Raw genomic sequence first — 19,499 nt, 5'->3', positions numbered from 1 at the left:
GCATTTACACGGGAGGTGAAACTTTCGGGCCGTGCAGTCAAGGGGCCCGGGCTGCACGGGGTCAATAGCAATAGTAATGGTGCAGCAGGTTCGCATAAGCCCTGGAGGCTTTTGACGGGCTGGCTAGTGATGAAGCCGCGCAATGCGGTCGCTTCTTTTAGAAACCCCCCCGTGTTCTGAAGAAGGAGTCACCATGAGTACTTCCGACACGCAGAAGTTGCCGCTGACAACCCTGACCGCAATGGTGGTCGGCGGCATGGTGGGCGCGGGGGTGTTCTCCATCCCGCGCAACTTCGCGATGGCGACCGGTGTCATCGGGGCGCTCATCGCCTGGACCATTGCCGGCCTGGGCATGCTGATGCTGGCCTTCGTGTTCCAGACCCTGGCCAACCGCAAGCCGGACCTTGACGCCGGTGTCTATGCCTACGCCCGCGCCGGGTTCGGATCGTACCTGGGTTTCGCTGCGGCGTTCGGCTACTGGGCCAGCGCCTGCGTCGGCAACGTCTCGTACTGGGTACTCATCAAGTCGACGTTCGGTGCGGTGTTCCCGATCTTCGGCGACGGCAACACCGTCAGCGCGGTAGCGGTCTCGTCGGTCGGCATCTGGGCCTTCCATTTGCTGGTACTGCGCGGCACCAAGGAAGCGGCGGCGATCAACAAGATCGTGACCGTCGCCAAGATCATACCGCTGCTGTTGTTCCTGGTGCTGGTGATCTTCACCTTCAAGCCCGACGTGTTCGCGGCCAATCTTTGGGGCGGGGGCGGCCTGTATCAGGAGTATCTGCACGCGCACAATGACCTCATCCCCAGCGCAGCGGCCGCCCAAGCGCGCGACTACGGCAGCCTGTTCGAGCAGGTCAAGGCGACGATGCTGGTGACGGTGTTCGTGTTCCTGGGCATCGAGGGCGCGAGCAACTACTCACGCTTCGCCGAGAAGCGCTCGGACGTGGGCAAGGCCACCGTGATCGGATTCCTCGGCGTACTGGCCTTGTTTGCGTCGGTGTCGATCCTGGCTTTCGGCATCCTGCCGCGCGCGGAAATCCAGGCGCTCAGCCAGCCCTCGGTGGGTGGCGTGCTGGCGGCGGCGGTCGGCCCCTGGGGCGCGACCTTCATCGGCATCGGCGTGGTGATATCGGTGCTCGGCGCCTACCTGGCCTGGACGCTGATGGCCGCCGAGGTGCTGTCGATCGCCGCGAAGAAGGGCGACATGCCGGCCTTCCTGGCCAAGGAGAACGCGGCCCAGGTGCCGACCAATGCGCTGTTGATGACCACCGCGCTGGTGCAACTGGTGCTTCTCGCGACGCTGTTCTCGGCCGATGCCTTCACCTTCGCGCTGTCGCTGTGCAGCCATCTGTCGCTGCTGCCGTACCTGCTGTCGGCCGCGTACCTGCTCAAGCTGGTCCTGTCCCGCGAGACCTATGCCCCGACCGATGCCGAACTCCGCAAGGACTTGCTGGTTGCGGTCTTCGCCGTTGTCTATTCGGTCTTCCTGGTCTATGCGGGCGGCATGAAGTTCCTGGTGCTGTCGTTCCTGATCTACGCGCCGGGCACGTTGCTATACCTCAAGACCCGGCGCGAGCAGGGCAAGAAGTTCTTCACCGCGGCCGAATGGATCGTCTTGGCCGTCTTCGTGCTTGGCGCGGTCTATGCACTGCGCGGGCTGATCACAGGCAGCATCACCATCTGACTGGAGTAGTGAGACATGACTGAGTCCAAGGGTAAAGACACCGCATTTGGAGTCCACTCCGAAGTCGGTCAACTGCGCAAGGTAATGGTGTGCACACCGGGTCGGGCGCATGCGCGCCTCACGCCCAGCAACTGCGACCAGCTGCTGTTCGACGACGTGATGTGGGTGGAGAACGCCAAGCGCGACCACTTCGACTTCATCACCAAGATGCGCGACCGCGGCGTCGACGTGGTGGAGATGCACAACCTGCTGGCCGAGACGGTGGCGGTTCCCGAGGGCAAGAAGTGGATCCTCGACAACCAGGTCGTGCCGAACCAGGTGGGCCTTGGCCTGGTCGATGAGATCCGCAGCTACCTCGAGGGGCTCGATGACCGTGCCCTCGCGGAAACGCTGATCGGCGGCCTGTCCACCGAGGAGTTTCCGGAAACGATCGGTGGTGAGCAGCTGGCGCTCATCAAGGATGCCGCAGGCGTCACCGAGTACCTGTTGCCGCCATTGCCGAACACGCTGTACACGCGCGACACGACCTGCTGGATCTACGGCGGCGTGACCCTCAACCCCTTGTACTGGCCGGCACGCCACGAGGAAACCATCCTCACCACGGCGATCTACAAGTTCCATCCGGACTTCGCCGGCAAGGTCAATGTCTGGTGGGGCGACCCGACCCAGGACCACGGCATGGCGACCGTCGAGGGCGGCGACGTGATGCCGATCGGCAAGGGCAATGTGCTGATCGGCATGAGCGAACGCAGCTCGCGCCAGGGCATCAGCCAGCTCGCGGCGGCGCTGTTCAAGAACAAGGCGGCCGAGCGCGTCATCGTCGCCGCGATGCCGAAGCTGCGCGCCGCGATGCACCTGGACACGGTATTCACCTTCGCCGACCGTGACTGCGTGCTGCTGTACCCCGACATCGTGAACCACATCGAGACCTACTCCTACCGCCCGGCCAACAACTCGTCCGGCGTCGAGCTGCACAAGGACAAGGGCCTGTTCACCGATGTGGTCGCGCAGGCGCTCGGACTGAAGAAGTTGCGCGTGGTCGAGACCGGTGGCACGGCGTACATGCGCGAGCGCACGCAGTGGGACAGCGGCGCCAATCTCGTCTGTGCCTCGCCGGGCGTGGTGTTCGCCTATGACCGCAACACGTACACCAACACGTTGCTGCGCAAGCAGGGGATCGAGGTGGTCACCATCGTCGGTTCGGAACTCGGCCGCGGTCGTGGCGGCGGCCACTGCATGACGTGTCCGATCATCCGCGACGCGGTGGACTTCTGAGCGAACTGCGCTGACGCGTCTTCGCGCCGCGCGGTACTTCGAGCGGGGAATGCCAGGATGGAACCGGGAGGCGAAGTGAAGAAAGGCGGCTTCAAGTTCCCCGGGGCAGTGACGACGCTGGCCATCGTCACGCTGCTGGTCTGGGTCGCGGTGCTGTTCATCCCGGCGGGGGTGTACCAGCACGCGGCCGACGGCTCGCCGATTCCCGGCACCTACCAGCAGATCCCTTCGACGCTGAGCTTCGGCGAGAAGGTCAACCAGCTGGTGCTTTCGCCGGTCAACGGCGTGTACGGCCTGCGCAGCCCTGCTTCAAACCAGGTAGACACCGAGATCGTTGGCCGCATCTTCGGGCAGATCGGCATCATCATCTTCATCATGGCGATCGGCGCGTTCATCTCGGTGAGCTTCGCCACGCGCAGCATCGAAGTCGCCGTCGCATCGCTCGCCAACCGGCTGCGAGACAAGGGCTGGCTGCTGATCAGCACGGTGATGGTCTTGTTCTCGCTGCTCGGCTCGACGATGGGCTTCTCGGTCGAGACGCTCGGGTTCTACGCCCTCTTCCTGCCGCTGATGGCGGCGCTGGGCTATGACCGGCTGGTGACCTCGGCGATGATCATCCTCGGCGCGCTGGTCGGTGTGATGGCTTCCACCGTGAACCCGTTTTCGATTGGCGTCGCCGCCGGCGAGGCGGGTACTTCCATTGGCGATGGCATCGCGCTGCGTGTCTTGCTCTGGGTCGTGCTGACGGCGATGGCGGTCGGCTGGGTGCTGCGGTATGCCGCGAAGGTGCGCAGCGACCGAAGTGCCTCGCTGGTTGGCTTCGATGCCGAGACCGGCGTCGATCCCGCCGCCGCCGAAACCGCCATCCATGAAAAGCTGACCGGCACGCAAAAGTGGGTGCTGGTGATCACGATTGCGGCTTTCGGCCTGATGATCGTTTCGGTCATTCCCTGGTCGAGCGTGCTCGGCGGGCGCGCCGGCCCGGCCGAAGACCTGCTGTTGCACGAAGTAGCGAATGCAGAGCCGTACTGGTTCGAGTTGAACTGGTGGTTCCCACAACTGGCGATGCTCTTCGTCTTCGCGTCTGTCCTGGTGGGCTTCGTTGCGAAAATGGGCGAAGCGGAGACGGTGCGGCTGATCACGGCCGGGGCATCGGACATGTTGGGGCCGGCGATGGTGATGCTGCTCGCAGGTGCCGTGTCGGCGATCATGAACAACACGCAGACGATTGACACCATCCTTTTTTCGATGGAGCGCCTGGTCAGTGGCTCGTCGGCGGCGTTCTTCACGTTCCTGACCATCGTCGTCAACATTCCGATCGCGGTGCTGATCCCGTCCAGCTCCGGGCACGGCGCACTGGCGATGCCGCTGCTCGCGCCGATGGCCGATTTCGCGGGCGTCAGCCGCGCGACCACCATCACGGCGTGGAGCATGGCCCATGGCCTGGCACTGATGGTGGCGCCAACCAGCGTCGTGCTCGTCGGCGGGCTGGCGATCGCCAAGGTCGGTTACGAGAAGTACGTGCGTTTTGTCTGGCCGCTGCTGCTGGGAATGCTGCTTGTTTCGACGAGTGTTATTGCCGCTTACGCGAAATTCGCCGAGTAGACCCGTGCGAAGTTGCCTGCGGGTGGCGCGGTCTGTATCGCCTGCTCCCGTCATGACTTCTGGAGGTTCACCCCGTGTTCGAATTCGCCGCTTCAGGCTGCTTCGTTCGCTGTCCACGCAATCTGGTGCCGCTGCTTGGCGTGGTGCTCCTGTTCTCGGCATGCCAGGGCGACGATGGGGCCGAAAAGGCCGAGATTCGCCCGGTCCGGGTCATGGCTACCGACACGCGCATGAGTGGCGACACGGTTTCGCTGGTCGGCACAGTGCAACCGGAATCCGAGATCAACCTGTCGTTCCGGATTTCCGGGAGGCTGGTGGAACGTGCCGTGGCCGTGGGCGACAACGTGCGGCGTGGCCAGCTCGTCGCCCGCCTGGAGACGCAGGACGAAGAGAGCGGGCTGCAGTCGGCGCGTGCGCAACTGAGCGCAGCCCGCGCGCAACAGGTGGAAGCCGACAACCACTTCGGGCGGATGCGGGGACTGGTGGCCCAGAACGCGGTGTCGCGCGCCCTGTTTGACCAGGCGGATGCAAACCGCAAGTCAGCCCGATCCCAGGTCGAGTCGGCGCAGGCCCAGTTCGATCTCGCGAACAACCGGCTGGGCTATACCCGGCTTGTCTCCGACGTGGCCGGCGTGGTGACGGCGCATGGTGCGGAGCCAGGCGAAGTGGTGTCGGCCGGGCGGATGATCGTCCAGGTTGCACGCGAGGGCGGTCGCGACGCAGCGTTCGACGTGCCCGCGCGCGTCAAGGACAACGCGCCAGAGAATGCCGAGATCACCGTCGTGCTGACTTCCGACCCCAGCGTCACCGCCGTCGGACGCGTACGTGAAGTCGCGCCGCGCGCCGACCCGGTCACCGGAACCTTCCGGGTCAAGGTGGGCCTGGTCGATCCGCCCGCCGCGATGCGGCTGGGAAGTACGGTGACAGGACGGTTGGCGCTTGATGCGGTAGCGGGCATCCAGGTCCCGGCCTCGGCGGTGATTCGCGCCAACCAGCAGGCGGCGGTCTGGGTCGTCGACCCCAAGACCGGCGAGGTCTCGATGCGCCCCATCGAGATCCAGTCCTCGGATCCGGACAACGTGGTGATCGCGTCTGGCCTGGAGCCTGGTGACGTCGTGGTGACCGCGGGGGCGCAGGCCCTGCGGCCTGGCCAGAAAGTCCGCCTGCTCGAGTCCGCGCAGTGATCGGCCCCAACCTCTCGGAATGGGCGCTTGGCAAGCGCTCGCTGGTCATTTTCCTGATGATCGTCGCGATCATCGCGGGCACGTTGTCGTTCCTGCGCTTGGGCCGGGGCGAGGATCCGGCGTTCACGTTCCGGACGATGGTCGTCGCTGCGGCCTGGCCTGGCGCCACGGTCGAGGAGACCTTGCTGCAGGTCACCGAGCGCATCGAGCGCAAGCTCCAGGAAACCGACCATCTCGATACGGTGCGTAGCTACACGACCGCCGGACAGACGACGATCTTCGTTGATCTCAAGCAGTCGACACCACCTTCCGAAGTTCCGGACGTCTGGTACCAGGTCCGCAAGAACATCGGTGACATACGCCAGACGCTCCCCAGTGGTGTCGTCGGACCGTTCTTCAACGACGACTTCGGCGATACCTTCGGCATCATCTACGCGTTCACCGCCGATGGCTTCGACTTCCGCGAGGTGCGCGACCATGTCGAGGCCGCGCGTTCCCGCCTGCTGCAATTGCCGGACGTCTCCAAGATCGAGGTGCTGGGCGCACAGGACGAACAGATCTACATAGAGTTCTCGACCCAGCGGCTCGCCGGCTTGCGACTGGACCTCCCTTCGATCATCTCGGCACTCCAGGCACAGAACATCATCCGTCCGGCCGGCGTGATACAGACCGAGCAGGAGCGCGTGTTCCTGCGCGTGACCGGTGCATTCGACACCGAGCTGGACATCGAGGCGGCCAACCTGGTGTCCGGTGACCGCATCTTCCGCTTGGGCGACATCGCAACCGTCCGGCGCGGCCCCGTAGACCCGCCGCAGCCGATGTTCCGCGTGAATGGCCAACCCGCGATCGGGCTGGCGATCGCCATGCGCGATGGCGGCGACATCCTCGCGCTGGGCGAAAACGTCCGCAACGAGATGGCCGACATTCGCGCGAACCTGCCGGTGGGCATCGAACCGACACTGGTCGCCGACCAGGCGGTCACGGTCGACGTTGCGATCGGCGACTTCATGGGTTCGTTGTGGCAAGCGATCCTGATCATCCTGGCCTGCAGCTTCGTGAGCCTGGGCGTGCGGCCCGGAGCCGTGGTCGCGCTGGCCATCCCGCTGACCCTGGCGATCGTCTTCGCGGTCATGGACATCGTCGGCATCGACCTGCAACGCATCTCGCTCGGCGCGCTGATCATCGCGTTGACATTGCTCGTCGACGACGCGATGACGACGGTCGACGCGATGATCAACCGGCTGGCCGCGGGCGACAGCAAGGATGCCGCGGCAACCTATGCCTACAAGACACTCGCGGCGCCGATGCTGATCGGCACCCTGGTCACGATCGCGAGCTTCGTGCCGATCGGCTTCGCGCGCAGTTCCGCGGGCGAGTACACGTTCTCGATCTTCGCGGTGGTCGCCATTGCGCTGATCGTGTCGTGGCTGGGTGCGGTCGTATTCGCACCGTTGCTCGGCAAGGCCATCCTGAAGGCGCCCAAGCCGAACAAGGACGCCAAGCCCAGCAAAGTGCTTGGTGGCTACAGCCGGCTGCTGGCAGGAGCGATACGGGCAAAGTGGCTGACGATCGGCGTGACGGTCGGTGCGTTCGTCCTGGCGATGCTGCTGCTCCAGTTCGTGCCGCAGCAGTTCTTCCCGGCCTCCGACCGTCCCGAACTGACGGTCGACATGACACTGCGGCAGAACGCCTCGATCTACGCGACCGAGGCGCAGGCCAAGCGTCTCGAGGCCGTATTGAAGGACAACCCCGACGTCGACCACTACAGCACCTACGTCGGCCGGGGTGCGATTCGCTTCATCCTCACGCTCAACGTCCAGCTCGCCAATCCCTTCTTTGCCCAGTTTGTGATCGTCGCAAAGGACATCGAGGCACGCGAACGGCTGCAGGAAACCCTCGAGAACGTCCTTGCCGAAGAGTTTCCCGACGTGGTCGCGCGCGTGTCCCCGCTGGAGCTGGGGCCGCCCGTCGGCTGGCCATTGCAGTACCGCGTCACTGGACCTGACAAGGACGAGGTGCGCCGGATCTCGCTGGGCCTGGCTGGTGTGATCGGCTCCGATGCGCGCGCGCGGCACATCAACTACGACTGGATGGAGCCCGCTCGGCAGGTCCGCATCCGGATCGACCAGGACGAGGCGCGCCAGCTGGGCGTGAGTTCCCGCGCACTGGCCGCCGTGCTCAATGCCGCCGTCACCGGCTCCGCGGTGACCCAGCTGCGCGACGATATCTACCTGGTCAATGTGGTCGCGCGCGCCACCGACGACGAGCGCATTTCGTTCTCCACCCTGGGTACGCTGCAGGTACCCACGCCAAGCGGGCGGATGGTTCCTCTGAGCCAGTTCGCGACGTTCGTGGAGGACCAGGAGTTCCCGCTGGTCTGGCGACGCGACCGGCTGCCGACCCTGACCGTGCGCGCGGATGTCGTCAGTGGTGTGCTGCCCGATGAGGTCGTCGGAAAGCTCGCGCCAAAGATCGAGGAGTTCGCCGGGACGCTACCCGCGCCGTACAAGATCGAGACCGGCGGCCTCTACGAGGCAAGCGCCGAATCGAGCGAATCGGTGTTCGCAGTCGTGCCGTTGATGCTGCTGTTGATGCTCGTGATCATGATGGTCCTGCTGGTGAGCTTCCGGCGGCTGGCGATGGTGATCTGTGTGCTGCCCCTCGGCCTGATCGGCGTGGTCGCCGCGCTGCTGGTGTTCAACCGGCCGCTCGGCTTCGTGGCGATCCTCGGCATTCTCGCGCTGATCGGCATGATCGCGAAGAATGCGGTGATCCTCATCGTGCAGATCGAAACCGACCGCGCCGGAGGCAAGAACGTTCTGGACGCAGTCGTCAGCGCGGCGACCTCGCGCATGCGGCCGCTGATGCTCACCGCGATATCGACCGTGCTGGGTCTGATCCCGATCGCACCGACGGTGTTCTGGGGGCCGATGGCGTTCGCCATCATGGGCGGGTTGCTGGTGGCCACGCTGCTGACGTTGATCTTCCTGCCCGTGCTGTACGTGACGGTGTTCGGGAACGAGCCGACGCCGCCGCGCCAGTCGGCCGAGCCAGCGTGATCCGCGATGGGCGCCTACCTGCCATCCGATCACGAACGCAAGGACAACGCGCCCCTGCGCGTCGTGATTGCCCGCGGTGCGATGTATTTCGCGCTCTGGCTGGTGCTGATGCCAAGTGCGAAGCCGTACGATCTCGCAGCCGGCGCACTCGCCGCGGTCTTCGCCACCTGGGCCAGCTTGTGGCTGCTGCGGCCCGAAGCGGGACGCGTGCGATTCGGCGTACTGCTTGCGCTGCTGCCGCACTTCCTCTGGCAATCGGTGCTGGCCGGGGTCGACGTGGCGCGCCGCGCCTTCGATCCGCGCATGCCGATGCGCCCCGGCTTCGTCGATTGCCCCTTGAATTTCCCGCCCGGTCTCAGCCGCAACACGTTTGCCACCATCACCAGCCTGCTGCCGGGCTCCGTGCCCTGCGGTGACAAGCACGGCGTGCTGGTCTATCACTGCCTGGACATCACCCAGCCGGCCATCGAGCAGCTTCGGGAGGAAGAGCGCCTGTTTGCGCGGGCACTCATCGCGGGGAAAGGGCATGACTGAATTCCTGCTCGGCGCCGCAGGGTTCGTGGTGGTGCTGGTCGCACTGGGCCTGGTCCGCATCCTGCGCGGACCGGGCGATGCCGAGCGCATGATGGCTGCACAGCTGTTTGGCACTGGCGGCATCGCGGCCCTGTTGCTGGGCGCGACGGTCGGCACGTCCGCGGTGATCGACGTGGCGTTGACGCTGGCGTTGCTGGCGGCCTTCGCGTCCATCGCCTTCGTCAAGGCCGTGGTGCGGCGCGACGACAAGGCGCGAGCGGGGGAGGACCCATGAGCGCAGCACTGAACCTGCTGACCATCGTCGCGGTCACGGCCGGCATGTTCTTCTTCCTCGCCGGGACCGTGGGCCTGTTGCGCTTTCCCGACACGCTCACGCGGCTGCATGCACTGACCAAGGCGGACAATCTCGGGCTGGGACTGGTGGTGCTGGGATTGCTGCCGCAGGTCGACAGCGCGCTGGCGGGGCTCAAGCTCATGGTCGTCTGGTTGCTGGTGCTTTGGGCTTCCGCGACGGTATCCCAGCTGATCGCGCGTGCCGCACGAAACCAGGATCAAGGCCGATGATCGAAGTACTGAACATCGCCCTGGTGTTGCTGGTCCTGATGCTTGCAGTCTGGACGATCTTCGCGCGCGAGACCTTTGCCGCGGTGGCCAGCTTCATTGCCTGCGGACTGCTGCTCACGCTTGCGTGGGTGCAGCTGTCGGCCGTAGACGTGGCGATGACAGAAGCTGCGATCGGCGCGGGCTTGACCGGCGCGTTGCTGATCGGTGCTGCATCCAAGCTGCAGGCAACACAGGCTGCGGCGCGCGCCGAAGGCCCGGGTGTGTTCACACGCGTGCTGGCTGCCGTCGCTGCCATTGGCGTTGCGGCGTCGCTGGCGGCCTGCGTGCTCATGCTGCCCGATCCCGCCCCCACGCTTGCACCGCAGGTGGCCGCGAACATGTCGGTCACCGGTGTCGGCAACCCGATCACCGCGGTGTTGCTCGCGTTTCGTGCCATGGACACCTTGCTCGAGGCGATCGTGCTGCTGTTCGCGCTGATCGGCGTGTGGTCGCTGGCCCCCAACCGGGTATGGGGTGGCCGGCCGGGGCCGGCCCATCCTGCCGATCCCAACGGCATCCTGGCCTATATCGCGCGCGTGTTGCCGCCGGTCGGGATCGTGGTTGCCATCTACATCTTCTGGGTAGGCGCGGATGCGCCGGGCGGAAAGTTCCAGGGCGCCACGATCGTGGCCGCGATGTGGTTGCTGGTGATCATGTCAGGTCTCGCCGACGCACCTGCGATCAGCCGCAAGTGGTTGCGGATCGGATTGGTGGCCGGGCCTGTGGTGTTCATCGCGACCGGCTTCGCCGGCGTTCTGACTGCGGGTGCGTTCCTCGGCTATCCGGATGGCTATGCAAAACCCTTGATCGTCTTGATCGAGGTCGCGCTGATGCCATCGCTTGCGATCACGCTGGCCCTGCTCCTGGCAGGCGCCCCGCATCGGTTGTCGCCACCATGAGCGCGCCGACGCTGTTCGGACTGTGCGCCGCGGCGCTGGTCGGGCTCGGGCTGTACGGCCTCATCGTCAACCCGCAGCCGCTGCGCAAGATCCTGGCGTTCAACCTGGTGGGCAGCGGCACGTTCCTGGTGTGCGCGGTCATCGCGCGCAGGGGAGCGGCTGCAGGGATGGGCGGCGACCCGGTACCGCAGGCGCTGTTGATCACCGCGATCGTGGTCGCCTTCTCCGCCTCGGCGCTCGCGGTCGCGGTGGTGCTGCGGTTGTTCGAGGAGGCCGGCTCGATCACGCTCGCCACGGATGCACCCGCCAAGGCAGATGCTGCCGATGGTGAGGCGTAAGTGCTGGCCCCGGCGCAGACGGCGGGGGACCTGACAGCGCCTGGCGACCTGCTGCTGGTGCTGGCTGTGCTGGTGCCGTTCGTGGGGGTGATGGTTGGACTCGTCTTGGGCGGCCGCAATGCACGGCGCGTCGCGCTGGTGACGCTGGCGCTGGGACTTGGCATCGCGCTCGCCATCGCCAACGTGCTGCTGGGCTCCGGCGATGCGCTGGTGTACGTGCTCGGCGGTTGGGCGCCGCCGCTCGGTGTCGTCCTGCGCGCCGATGGACTGTCGGTGGTGATGCTGGTGGCCATTGCGGTGGTCATCTGCGGTATCGGCGTGTATGCCTGCGGTGATTTCGGCACGCCGTCCGGCACGCAGGAAACACGTGCATCGTTCACGTTCTGGCTGCTGCTGCTGGCGGTGTGGGGCTCCCTCAACCTGGTGTTCGTCAGCGGTGACGTGTTCACGCTGTACGTCGCGCTGGAGCTGCTGACCTTTGCGGCCGTGCCGTTGGTCTGCCTCGACGGCCGCGGCGAGACTCTGCGGGCGGCGTTGCGGTACCTGTTGTTCGCGTTGCTGGGATCGATGTTTTACCTGCTGGGTACCTTCCTGCTTTACGGCGCCTACGGCACGCTGGATATCGTGCTGCTGGCCGAGCGCATCCGCCCAGAACCCGTCGCCTGGGCAGCGGCGGCATTGATGACGGCGGGACTGCTCGCCAAGACCGCGCTGTTCCCGCTGCATCTGTGGCTGCCACCCGCGCATGCAGGCGCGCCGGCCGCGGCCAGCGCGGTGCTCTCCGGACTTGTGATCAAGGGCTCGTGGTTCCTGGTGGTGCGGCTGTGGTTCGACGTGATGCCTGGCGTGATCACGTTGTCGGCAGCGGAACTGCTTGGTGCGCTGGGCGCTGGCGCCATCGTGTTTGGAAGCGTGGTCGCACTGCGGCAGGAACGCCTGAAGCTCCTGGTCGCATATTCCACGCTCGCGCAGATCGGTTACCTCTTTCTCATGTTTCCGCTCGCCATCGACGCTGCCACCGGGCATCTCGGCCGCGATGGCGCGCTCCCGGCCGGGATGCTGCAGGCGGTGTCCCATGCCACGGCAAAGGCTGCGATGTTCATGGCAGCCGGCTCGATCTACGCCGCGCTGGGCCATGACCGGATCGCCGGGTTGCCTGGCGTCGCCAGGGCCTTGCCTTTGAGCGTGCTTGCGTTCGCGCTGGGTGGCATCGCACTGATGGGCGTGCTGCCGAGCGGCGCTTATCTTGCGAAGAAATTGCTGCTTGATGCCGCGGCGGGCAGCGGGCAATGGTGGTGGGCGCTGGTGCTGCAGGCCGGAGGCGTGCTCACCAGCAGCTACGTGGTGCTGGTGCTGGCGCACGCGCTGCGGCCGTCGGGCGGTCCGGTCGTATTGCAGAAATCCGTATCGCCGATCCCGCAATTGGCGGCGCTGGCGCTGGCGCTGTGCTCGTTGCTGCTCGCCTTCGCGGCGTTCGGTCCGCTTCCGCGGTCCCTGCTGTCGAACCCGCTGGCGCTCACGGAGATCGTCCCGCTGCTGCTCACTGTCCTGGGAGGTGGCGTGCTCGCATTCTGGCTCGGCGCCCGGCCGGCGCGCGTCCCGCTGGGGAATGTCGTGGGCGGGATGTTCGAGTGGACTGACGATGTCCTGCGACGCTGGCCGTCGGCCAGCATCGCCCTGGTGCTGGTGGCGGCCCTGTTCAGCTGGACGCTGTTGGCGACAGGCTGATGCACACCTCGCAAATGCCATCTGGAGCGATTCCATCATGACCAGCTTGTTCGAGCACGAGAGTACCGCGAGGCGGATTCCGACCCCGCGCAAGGGAAAGGTGATGAGGACATGCCTGTTCGCAGCGCTGGTGGCCACCTCCGTCGCCGGCTGCATCACGGTCGGGCCGGACTACGTGCGTCCCGGCGTGGACACCCCGGATGCGTGGCGGATCGACTATCCCAAGACCGCCGAAATCGCCAACACCAAGTGGTGGGAACAGTTTGGCGACCCTGTGCTGAATGAGTTGATCGAGACCGCGCTGCAGGAGAATCGCGACGTGCGCATCGCCGCTGCGCGCATCGACCAGTTCATCGGCGCGCTGACCGCGACGCGATCCCAGGCATTGCCGCAGGTCGGTTACAGCGCCGACGCGAGCCGCACGCGGGCGAGCCGCGAGGGCCAGCCGCCGATCCCGGACAGCGTCGACCCTCACTTCGAGCTGTACCAGGCAGCACTCGGTGCGTCCTGGCAACTGGATCTGTTCGGCCGGGTGTGGCGCCTGAGCGAAGCGGCGCAGGCACGGGTCTATGCAAGCGAACAGGCGCAGCGCGGCGTCGTGCTCTCGCTGGTGTCGGGGGTCGCATCGAGCTACATCGCGTTGCGGGGATTCGACCAACAGCGCGAGATCGTCGAGGCGACGGCGCGCAACTTCGGCGAGACCGAGCGGATCTTCCAGTTGCGCTTCGATTACGGCGTGATCTCCAACACGGAGCTGATGCAGATCAAGTCGCAGCACAGGCAGGCACTTGCCGCGATTCCGGCGATCGAACAACAGATCACGGCGACGGAGAACCGTATCTCCCTCCTGCTGGGGCGCAATCCCGGCCCGATCCCGCGCGGCAAGACCATCGACGAACTGACAGCGCCGCCAATTCCCGGGGACCTGCCTGCGGCGTTGCTGCAGCGAAGGCCTGACATCCTGCAGGCGGAGCAGAACCTCGTTGCCGCCAACGCCAGCATCGGTGCCGCCCGGGCGTTGTATTACCCGACGATTTCCTTGACCGGGCTGCTCGGATCCATCAGCACCTCGTTCGGCAACTTCCTGTCCGGATCGGCGAAAGCATGGTCGGCCGGAGCCAGCCTGGCCGGCCCGATCTTCACGTCTGGCGCAGTCGAGGGCCAGGTGCGCGCGGCCGAAGCGCAGGAGCGGCAGGCGTTCTTCGGGTACGAGCAGACGATTCTCAACGCCTTCCGGGAAACCAACGACGCATTGAGCGGATCCCAGAATCGCATCGAGGAAGTCGCCCAGCAGCGTGAGCGCGTCGTGGCGTTGAGGGAGTTCGCGCGCCTGTCCCGGCTGAAGTTCGAAGCCGGCCTTGTGGGCTACGTCGAGGTGCTGGTGGCCGACAACGAGTTGTTCGCGGCCGAGATCGGCCTCGCTCGCGTGCTGACTGACCGCCACATCCAGGCCGTGAACGTGTACCAGGCAATGGGTGGTGGCTGGGTCGATACCGCCAATGCGCTGACGCAACAGCCAGCGGAAGACTTGTGACCGGGCTTGCTTCTCAAGTACGCCACGCGCATGCGCTGGATCGTGCGTGGCTCAACCTGCGGACCCTTGGTCGTGGTTTGCATGACAAGGGCATTTTTAACCCTGACATGAGAGACATGGCATGAACATCTCCCGATACCGCCTGTGCCTGCGTGGACTCTTCGTGGTCATGGCGTTGCTGCCGGCCAACGCCGCGCTGTCTGCCGGGCAGCAAACAGCAAGCGACCCGGTATCGGAACCGGATCTGGATCCGGTTCAGGAGCGTCTCCAGCGAGGCCGCGAGTATTTCGCCAACGGGCAGTACGCGGAAGCGAAGATCGAGTTCGAGACGGTGTTGCGCCTGGAGAACCTGCCGCGGGACGTGCTTTCCCAGGTCAAGATCTACGACGAGGCGGCACGACAGGCCCTGGAAGAGGACAAGCGCCTGACGGGCTTCGGCTATGCGATCGCCGGCGTCGGCGGTTACCGGGTGAACTCGACCCGCGGTACCAATGCATTTGGCGGCGGCGATCGCCACGACACCTTCTACAACCTGCGCGCGGGCGGCAGCCTTAACTACGCGTTTGAGCGCGGTTACGCCTTCGACGCCACGCTGGACTATCGCTTCCGCTACTACGACAGCAACAGCACCCGCGATGACCGCGACTTGCGTTGGAGCGCCGCTGGCAGCCGCGCGTTCGGCGATGACAACCTGGCATTGGGCCTGCGCGGCCGGGTCAGCTACCGCGGCAATGGCGACTACCGCAATGACGTCGGCCTCTTCACCGACTATTCCCACCAGGTCGACGCCGTCAACCAGGTCACGCTCGGTGCCGAGGTGCGGCGGCGCAGATACCCGGAAGGGAGTTTGCGCGAGCGTAGCCGCACGACATCGACAGTTTCAGCGGGCTGGCTCCGGTCGCTGGCGGAGGGGCGCGCGAGCTTTGGCCTGACCCTCCACGGCGGCCGCAATTACGCGACGAGCCGGCCCGACGGCGACTCTTCGGTCTTCGGCGCCACGGTGAACCTGGATTACACGTTCAGCGACACCGTCGATGGATTCCTCTTCGGCTGGTGGGAACGCGACTCCTTCAACGCCGACGCCCTTCATTACCATCCCGATGACCTTGATGAAGGTGTCATCCTGAGGCGCAAGGACAACCTGTATGAGGTCGGTGCCGGCCTGGTCTGGGAGTTCGCCCCGAGCTGGAGCCTGCGGCCTGAGCTTTTGTTCATCCGCGACCAGAGCAGCTCGGTCGGGTTCAATTACAGTTCGACCGAGTACTGGCTCAATGTCCGCAAGGGCTTCTGACCGTGGGCCCGTGCATCGCTCGCAGCGGCGTGCGCGGTGCAAGCTGCGCATTGACGAGGCATGAGACTTGAACACTGAGCGGCAACAGGCTTGCATCGGATTGTTCTTCTGCACGGTCGTGGCCACTGTGCATGACGCGAGTGCGCAGACGCCCCCGTCCTCGCTTGCGCAGTGCCACGCAATCCAGACCAGTGCCGAACGCCTGGCCTGTTACGACGCCTCCAGCGACCGTCCCGCAGACGCCGCAGACGCCGCTGGCGGCGTTGGACGAGCGCAGCCGGCAGCCGCAATTCCGGCCGCTGCGGAGTCCGCGGAATCTTGGCCTGACGACGTACTGGCCCAGGCGATCGACACGGAACGCACCGCCGATGCAACGACGTCGATGATCGATGCCGCCTGGGATTTCGATCCCTCCACCCCGAACATCGACATCCGCCTCTATCGGGCCAACTACCTGCTGCCCGTGCGCTACAGCAGTCGCGTCAACAACCAGCCATTCACGCCCTTGTTCGAAGCCGCCGGTGTGCCGCAGCAGGAACTGGACCATGTCGAGGCCAAGTTCCAGCTCAGCTTCAAGGGTCGCTTGTGGTCGACCGATGACCGGCGCTGGGGCGTCTGGGTCGGTTACACCCAGCAAAGCCAATGGCAGGTGTTCAACGACAACGAGGTCGTCTCGCGGCCGTTTCGCGAAACAAATTACATGCCGGAACTGTTCTTGAGCTACCGGCCGGGCGTCGAACTGCCGGGCGGCTTCCACTGGGGGCTGCTCAACGTCGGACTCAATCACCAGTCCAACGGCAGGGCCGAGCCGCTGTCGCGGAGCTGGGATCGGGCATATGCCGAGTTCGCCGTCGAGCGCGGGAACCTGGTCCTGTCCGCGACGGTGTGGTCCCGCTTCGAAGAAGACTACGACGAGGACGACAATTTGGACATCACCGATTACTACGGCAATGGTGAGTTCAGTGTCCTGTACCGATGGCGCGGCCAGAGCTTCGCGGCCAGCCTCCGCGGCAACCCCGGCACTGGGAAGGGTGCGGTCCAGTTCGGATGGACGTCACGCCCGCTGTTCGGCGCGTTCCGTGGCTACGCGCAAATCTTTTCCGGCTACGGCGAGAGCCTCATCGACTACAACTGGAACCAGACTACGATCGGCGTCGGCATCGCATTGAACGACGGCCTGTAGCGCTCTACCAGCCCTGGGCAGCCTTCAGCTCCGATACCTTGCCCATGATCTGCTCGGCTGTCCGCCGGGTATCCGCGTTGACGGTAGTGCGGAGCTCCCCAGCGCCAACGGCGGAGGAGAGCACCGCCGAACCCCCGAGCGCCGGAGCGACCACCGCGCCCGGAAGCCTGGAGCCCGTGGCCACCGTCTCGAACTGCTTGACCGGCTTCCAGCCCTCCTCGGTGACCTGGAAGACCCGGACCTGCGTCCGCACTTCGCTTGCACCCAGGCCAAACCCGACCACGAACCGCAGCGCCCGCGATCCTGCGTCGACGCGCACGAAGTCGCCCTCGATCACCAGGTCGTTCACCTCGGGCAGGCCGGCCCCGGCGACGCGCTCGGCGGGGAGACCGAGCGACTGGATGGCTTCGACCGTTCTGGTCGCGAGGCTGTCCGCCACCGCCTCGGCAAGCAGGTCGGGCTGTTCCTGCGACAACGACAGCGCGGGCTCGCCTTCCTGACGGGGGGACGTGAGCAGCTGGACGTCGGTCGGCCCGGTGGTGAAATCGTATACGACGACCCGCGCTGGCCGCGGCAGGATGAGTGCGTGATCCCTCTGCACGTTCTGGACGCGAGCCCCGGCGCACCCGACACAGATCACGGCCGTCACCGCCAGGACGAGCCCCACGATGACACGTCGATGCGTTGACGATCCGATGTGCCTTGCAGACGCCACTTCCTTCACAACCGTTGCAACAGCGGACTTGGCTTCCGGTGTCATGTCAGGTCCTCTTCGTGAAGGCCACACACGCTGACGAGAAGCGGGGACCGCGCAATCGAGTCACTCGTGGACAAGGTCTCAGTTGCGCAGTGCATTCTTGTAGATCCGGCCATCCTTCATGATGACCACGAAGTTTCCTTCGGAGTCTTCGATCAGCTCGAGGTTTTCCAGCGGGTTCCCTTCGACCAGCAACAGATCCGCCAGTGCGCCTTCTTCCACCACGCCCAGCTTGCCGGGATAGGGGTCGCGCGGACCCGACAATTTCAGCAGTTCGGCATTGGTGGCGGTGAGCATGGTCATCACTTCCGGTGCGCTGTACCACTTGCCCATCCTGGTCAGGACCGCTGTCTGCCCGGCTGCATCGTCCGCCGAGAACAGGATGTCGGTTCCGATGGCCATCTTGAATCCGTACTGTTTCGCCAGTTCCACGGTCCGCTCGGTCCCTGAGACCACCTGTTCCAGCCGGGCGCGATTGGCGGGCGCCATCTGCTCGCCGGGGCTGAGGTCGGTGAAGGGCTGGAAGCTCAGCCAGATTCCCTTCTCGGCCATCATCCTGGCGGTCTCCTCATCCATCAGATGACCATGTTCGATGACCTTGACGCCTGCCGCGATCGAGCGCTGCATCGCGGCCGGAGTGTAAGCGTGCGTTACGACGTAAGTGCCCCAGTTCTCGGCGGCCTGTACCGCGGCCCTCAACTCGTCCTCATTGAACGTGGTCACGTCCAGCGGGCTGTGCGGCGATGCCACGCCACCGCCGGCCGTCAGCTTGACCTGCGAGGCGCCGAGCGTCAGCTGTTCGCGCGCGCGGACCCGCACTTCGTCGGGCGAATCGGCCACCATGCTGCCGCCCGTGAGTTCCATGGGTGACAAAGGTCCGCCGAGTTGCCGTGGCAACTCGCTGAGCGCGCGGAAATCGCCGTGGCCACCGGTGATGGTGATCATGGCGCCGGAGGGATAGACGCGCGGGCCGACCACCTCCCCGGCGTCGATGGTCCGCTTGAGCGCGAACGACGGCCCACCAAGGTCGCGCACGGTGGTGAAACCGCGCATCAGCGTGGCTTTGGCCTCCACGTTGGCCAGCCGGGTCATGTTGTCCACGTCGAACGTCATCAGTTCCTGCATCGGCACACTTGCCAACATGACGTGCCAGTGGTTGTCGATCATGCCGGGCATCAGCGTCCGGCCGTTGCCATCGATGACGGTGACGCCTTCATCGGACGGGACGGAGATCGCCTCCGCCGAGATCCTTTCGATCACGTTGCCGCGCACCAGTACGTTGCGCGCCTCGGACAACGTGCTGCTCTTGCCATCGAACACCCGAACGTTCTGGAACAGGGTGACGGGCACGGCTGGTTCAACGGCGGCGGCGGTCGCCGGAGCAGTGGCTTCGGCCGAGGAGGGTGGTGAGGTTGCGCTGGCCGCTACGTCGCCCGGGCCATCAGAGCGGTTGCAGGCGGTGCAGAACACGAGTCCGAGCAACGCCGGGACCGCAAGACTGGACAGGACCTTTCGCATGGTCTTTCCCCCTCGACTTGAAAGAACTAGCGCCGCTTGACCCCGCCCCAGCGTTGACCATGAAGCTGCCGAAGTTAAAAGTGTGTGAATGTGTGAGTGAACCCGACAATGACGGCGGCGTTATCACTGCACTTTTGCGCATTGCAGAAACGGCGGCAGATCAAACTTCGGTTTGAAACTCTGCTTTACTGCAGACATCGCGAATTGGCTGCCACGGCAACGCCGGGTCAACCGCATGCTTCCCGCAGGTCTGTCCGCTCGCCGCGGCAATCATCGTTTTCCTGCGTGATCACCTTCACCTGCC

16 protein-coding genes are annotated in these 19,499 nt (G+C 65.4%); 14 read left to right on the top strand and 2 right to left on the bottom strand.

Translation table 11 applies throughout. The annotated features are described in order from the left end of the window. The first annotated feature begins 193 nt into the window (after positions 1-193). The 14 genes from ACW5E8_RS06835 to ACW5E8_RS06770 all read left to right on the top strand — a co-directional run bounded on the left by ACW5E8_RS06835 (position 194) and on the right by ACW5E8_RS06770 (position 16,920). A complete protein-coding gene (locus ACW5E8_RS06835; protein WP_456964713.1) occupies positions 194-1,687 on the top strand; it encodes a basic amino acid/polyamine antiporter in 1,494 nt (497 codons plus the stop codon). Between the two features lie 15 nt (positions 1,688-1,702). Next, a complete protein-coding gene (arcA, locus tag ACW5E8_RS06830; protein ID WP_456964712.1) occupies positions 1,703-2,962 on the top strand; it encodes an arginine deiminase in 1,260 nt (419 codons plus the stop codon). Positions 2,963-3,019: 57 nt separating this feature from the next. After that, positions 3,020-4,567, top strand: a complete 1,548-nt coding sequence (locus ACW5E8_RS06825) for a YfcC family protein (protein WP_456964711.1) — start codon at positions 3,020-3,022, stop codon at positions 4,565-4,567. Between the two features lie 74 nt (positions 4,568-4,641). Beyond that, complete coding sequence (locus ACW5E8_RS06820) at positions 4,642-5,751, top strand: efflux RND transporter periplasmic adaptor subunit (protein ID WP_456964710.1); 1,110 nt, start codon at positions 4,642-4,644, stop codon at positions 5,749-5,751. Further along, positions 5,748-8,810: an efflux RND transporter permease subunit gene (locus ACW5E8_RS06815; RefSeq protein ID WP_456964709.1), complete on the top strand. Its 3,063-nt coding sequence runs from the start codon at positions 5,748-5,750 to the stop codon at positions 8,808-8,810. The genes ACW5E8_RS06820 and ACW5E8_RS06815 overlap by 4 nt, the downstream gene beginning before the upstream one ends. A gap of 6 nt (positions 8,811-8,816) precedes the next feature. After that, on the top strand, positions 8,817-9,344 hold the full coding sequence (locus ACW5E8_RS06810; RefSeq protein WP_456964708.1) for a Na+/H+ antiporter subunit E: 528 nt from the start codon (positions 8,817-8,819) through the stop codon (positions 9,342-9,344). After that, positions 9,337-9,618, top strand: coding sequence for a monovalent cation/H+ antiporter complex subunit F (locus tag ACW5E8_RS06805; RefSeq protein WP_456964707.1), 282 nt, complete (start codon positions 9,337-9,339; stop codon positions 9,616-9,618). Before ACW5E8_RS06810 ends, ACW5E8_RS06805 begins: the two co-directional genes overlap by 8 nt. Beyond that, positions 9,615-9,908, top strand: coding sequence for a cation:proton antiporter (locus ACW5E8_RS06800; RefSeq protein ID WP_456964706.1), 294 nt, complete (start codon positions 9,615-9,617; stop codon positions 9,906-9,908). Before ACW5E8_RS06805 ends, ACW5E8_RS06800 begins: the two co-directional genes overlap by 4 nt. Next, a complete protein-coding gene (locus tag ACW5E8_RS06795; RefSeq protein WP_456964705.1) occupies positions 9,905-10,846 on the top strand; it encodes a hydrogenase subunit MbhD domain-containing protein in 942 nt (313 codons plus the stop codon). The genes ACW5E8_RS06800 and ACW5E8_RS06795 overlap by 4 nt, the downstream gene beginning before the upstream one ends. Then, positions 10,843-11,184: an NADH-quinone oxidoreductase subunit K gene (locus ACW5E8_RS06790; RefSeq protein WP_456964704.1), complete on the top strand. Its 342-nt coding sequence runs from the start codon at positions 10,843-10,845 to the stop codon at positions 11,182-11,184. The genes ACW5E8_RS06795 and ACW5E8_RS06790 overlap by 4 nt, the downstream gene beginning before the upstream one ends. After that, positions 11,185-12,912 (top strand): complex I subunit 5 family protein, encoded by a 1,728-nt coding sequence (locus ACW5E8_RS06785; protein WP_456964703.1) that lies wholly within the window; start codon positions 11,185-11,187, stop codon positions 12,910-12,912. A gap of 37 nt (positions 12,913-12,949) precedes the next feature. Next, on the top strand, positions 12,950-14,446 hold the full coding sequence (locus ACW5E8_RS06780) for an efflux transporter outer membrane subunit (protein ID WP_456964702.1): 1,497 nt from the start codon (positions 12,950-12,952) through the stop codon (positions 14,444-14,446). Between the two features lie 121 nt (positions 14,447-14,567). Next, positions 14,568-15,737, top strand: a complete 1,170-nt coding sequence (locus ACW5E8_RS06775) for a hypothetical protein (protein ID WP_456964701.1) — start codon at positions 14,568-14,570, stop codon at positions 15,735-15,737. Between the two features lie 67 nt (positions 15,738-15,804). Further along, on the top strand, positions 15,805-16,920 hold the full coding sequence (locus ACW5E8_RS06770; protein ID WP_456964700.1) for a phospholipase A: 1,116 nt from the start codon (positions 15,805-15,807) through the stop codon (positions 16,918-16,920). A gap of 4 nt (positions 16,921-16,924) precedes the next feature. Here the strand turns inward: ACW5E8_RS06770 and ACW5E8_RS06765 are convergent, their stop codons facing one another. Together ACW5E8_RS06765 and ACW5E8_RS06760 are read right to left on the bottom strand one after the other, a co-directional pair. Next, positions 16,925-17,680, bottom strand: coding sequence for a DUF4410 domain-containing protein (locus ACW5E8_RS06765; protein WP_456964699.1), 756 nt, complete (start codon positions 17,678-17,680; stop codon positions 16,925-16,927). Positions 17,681-17,758: 78 nt separating this feature from the next. Then, entirely contained in the window at positions 17,759-19,195 is a 1,437-nt protein-coding gene (locus tag ACW5E8_RS06760) for an amidohydrolase family protein (RefSeq protein WP_456964698.1), read from the bottom strand. Positions 19,196-19,499: the final 304 nt, after the last annotated feature.

The organism is Luteimonas sp. A649 (genome assembly GCF_054072735.1).
Note: the sequence above shows the minus strand (reverse complement) of the source record. Positions and strands in the feature narration are given on the sequence as shown.

Bases quoted from the DNA above. Each gene is read 5' to 3' on its own strand.
- ACW5E8_RS06835 (WP_456964713.1), top strand. From the start codon at position 194: ATGAGTACTTCCGACACGCAGAAGTTGCCGCTGACAACCCTGACCGCA.
- arcA (WP_456964712.1), top strand. From the start codon at position 1,703: ATGACTGAGTCCAAGGGTAAAGACACCGCATTTGGAGTCCACTCCGAA.
- ACW5E8_RS06825 (WP_456964711.1), top strand. From the start codon at position 3,020: ATGGAACCGGGAGGCGAAGTGAAGAAAGGCGGCTTCAAGTTCCCCGGG.
- ACW5E8_RS06810 (WP_456964708.1), top strand. From the start codon at position 8,817: ATGGGCGCCTACCTGCCATCCGATCACGAACGCAAGGACAACGCGCCC.
- ACW5E8_RS06805 (WP_456964707.1), top strand. From the start codon at position 9,337: ATGACTGAATTCCTGCTCGGCGCCGCAGGGTTCGTGGTGGTGCTGGTC.
- ACW5E8_RS06800 (WP_456964706.1), top strand. From the start codon at position 9,615: ATGAGCGCAGCACTGAACCTGCTGACCATCGTCGCGGTCACGGCCGGC.
- ACW5E8_RS06795 (WP_456964705.1), top strand. From the start codon at position 9,905: ATGATCGAAGTACTGAACATCGCCCTGGTGTTGCTGGTCCTGATGCTT.
- ACW5E8_RS06790 (WP_456964704.1), top strand. From the start codon at position 10,843: ATGAGCGCGCCGACGCTGTTCGGACTGTGCGCCGCGGCGCTGGTCGGG.
- ACW5E8_RS06780 (WP_456964702.1), top strand. From the start codon at position 12,950: ATGACCAGCTTGTTCGAGCACGAGAGTACCGCGAGGCGGATTCCGACC.
- ACW5E8_RS06775 (WP_456964701.1), top strand. From the start codon at position 14,568: ATGAACATCTCCCGATACCGCCTGTGCCTGCGTGGACTCTTCGTGGTC.
- ACW5E8_RS06765 (WP_456964699.1), bottom strand. From the start codon at position 17,680: ATGACACCGGAAGCCAAGTCCGCTGTTGCAACGGTTGTGAAGGAAGTG.
- ACW5E8_RS06760 (WP_456964698.1), bottom strand. From the start codon at position 19,195: ATGCGAAAGGTCCTGTCCAGTCTTGCGGTCCCGGCGTTGCTCGGACTC.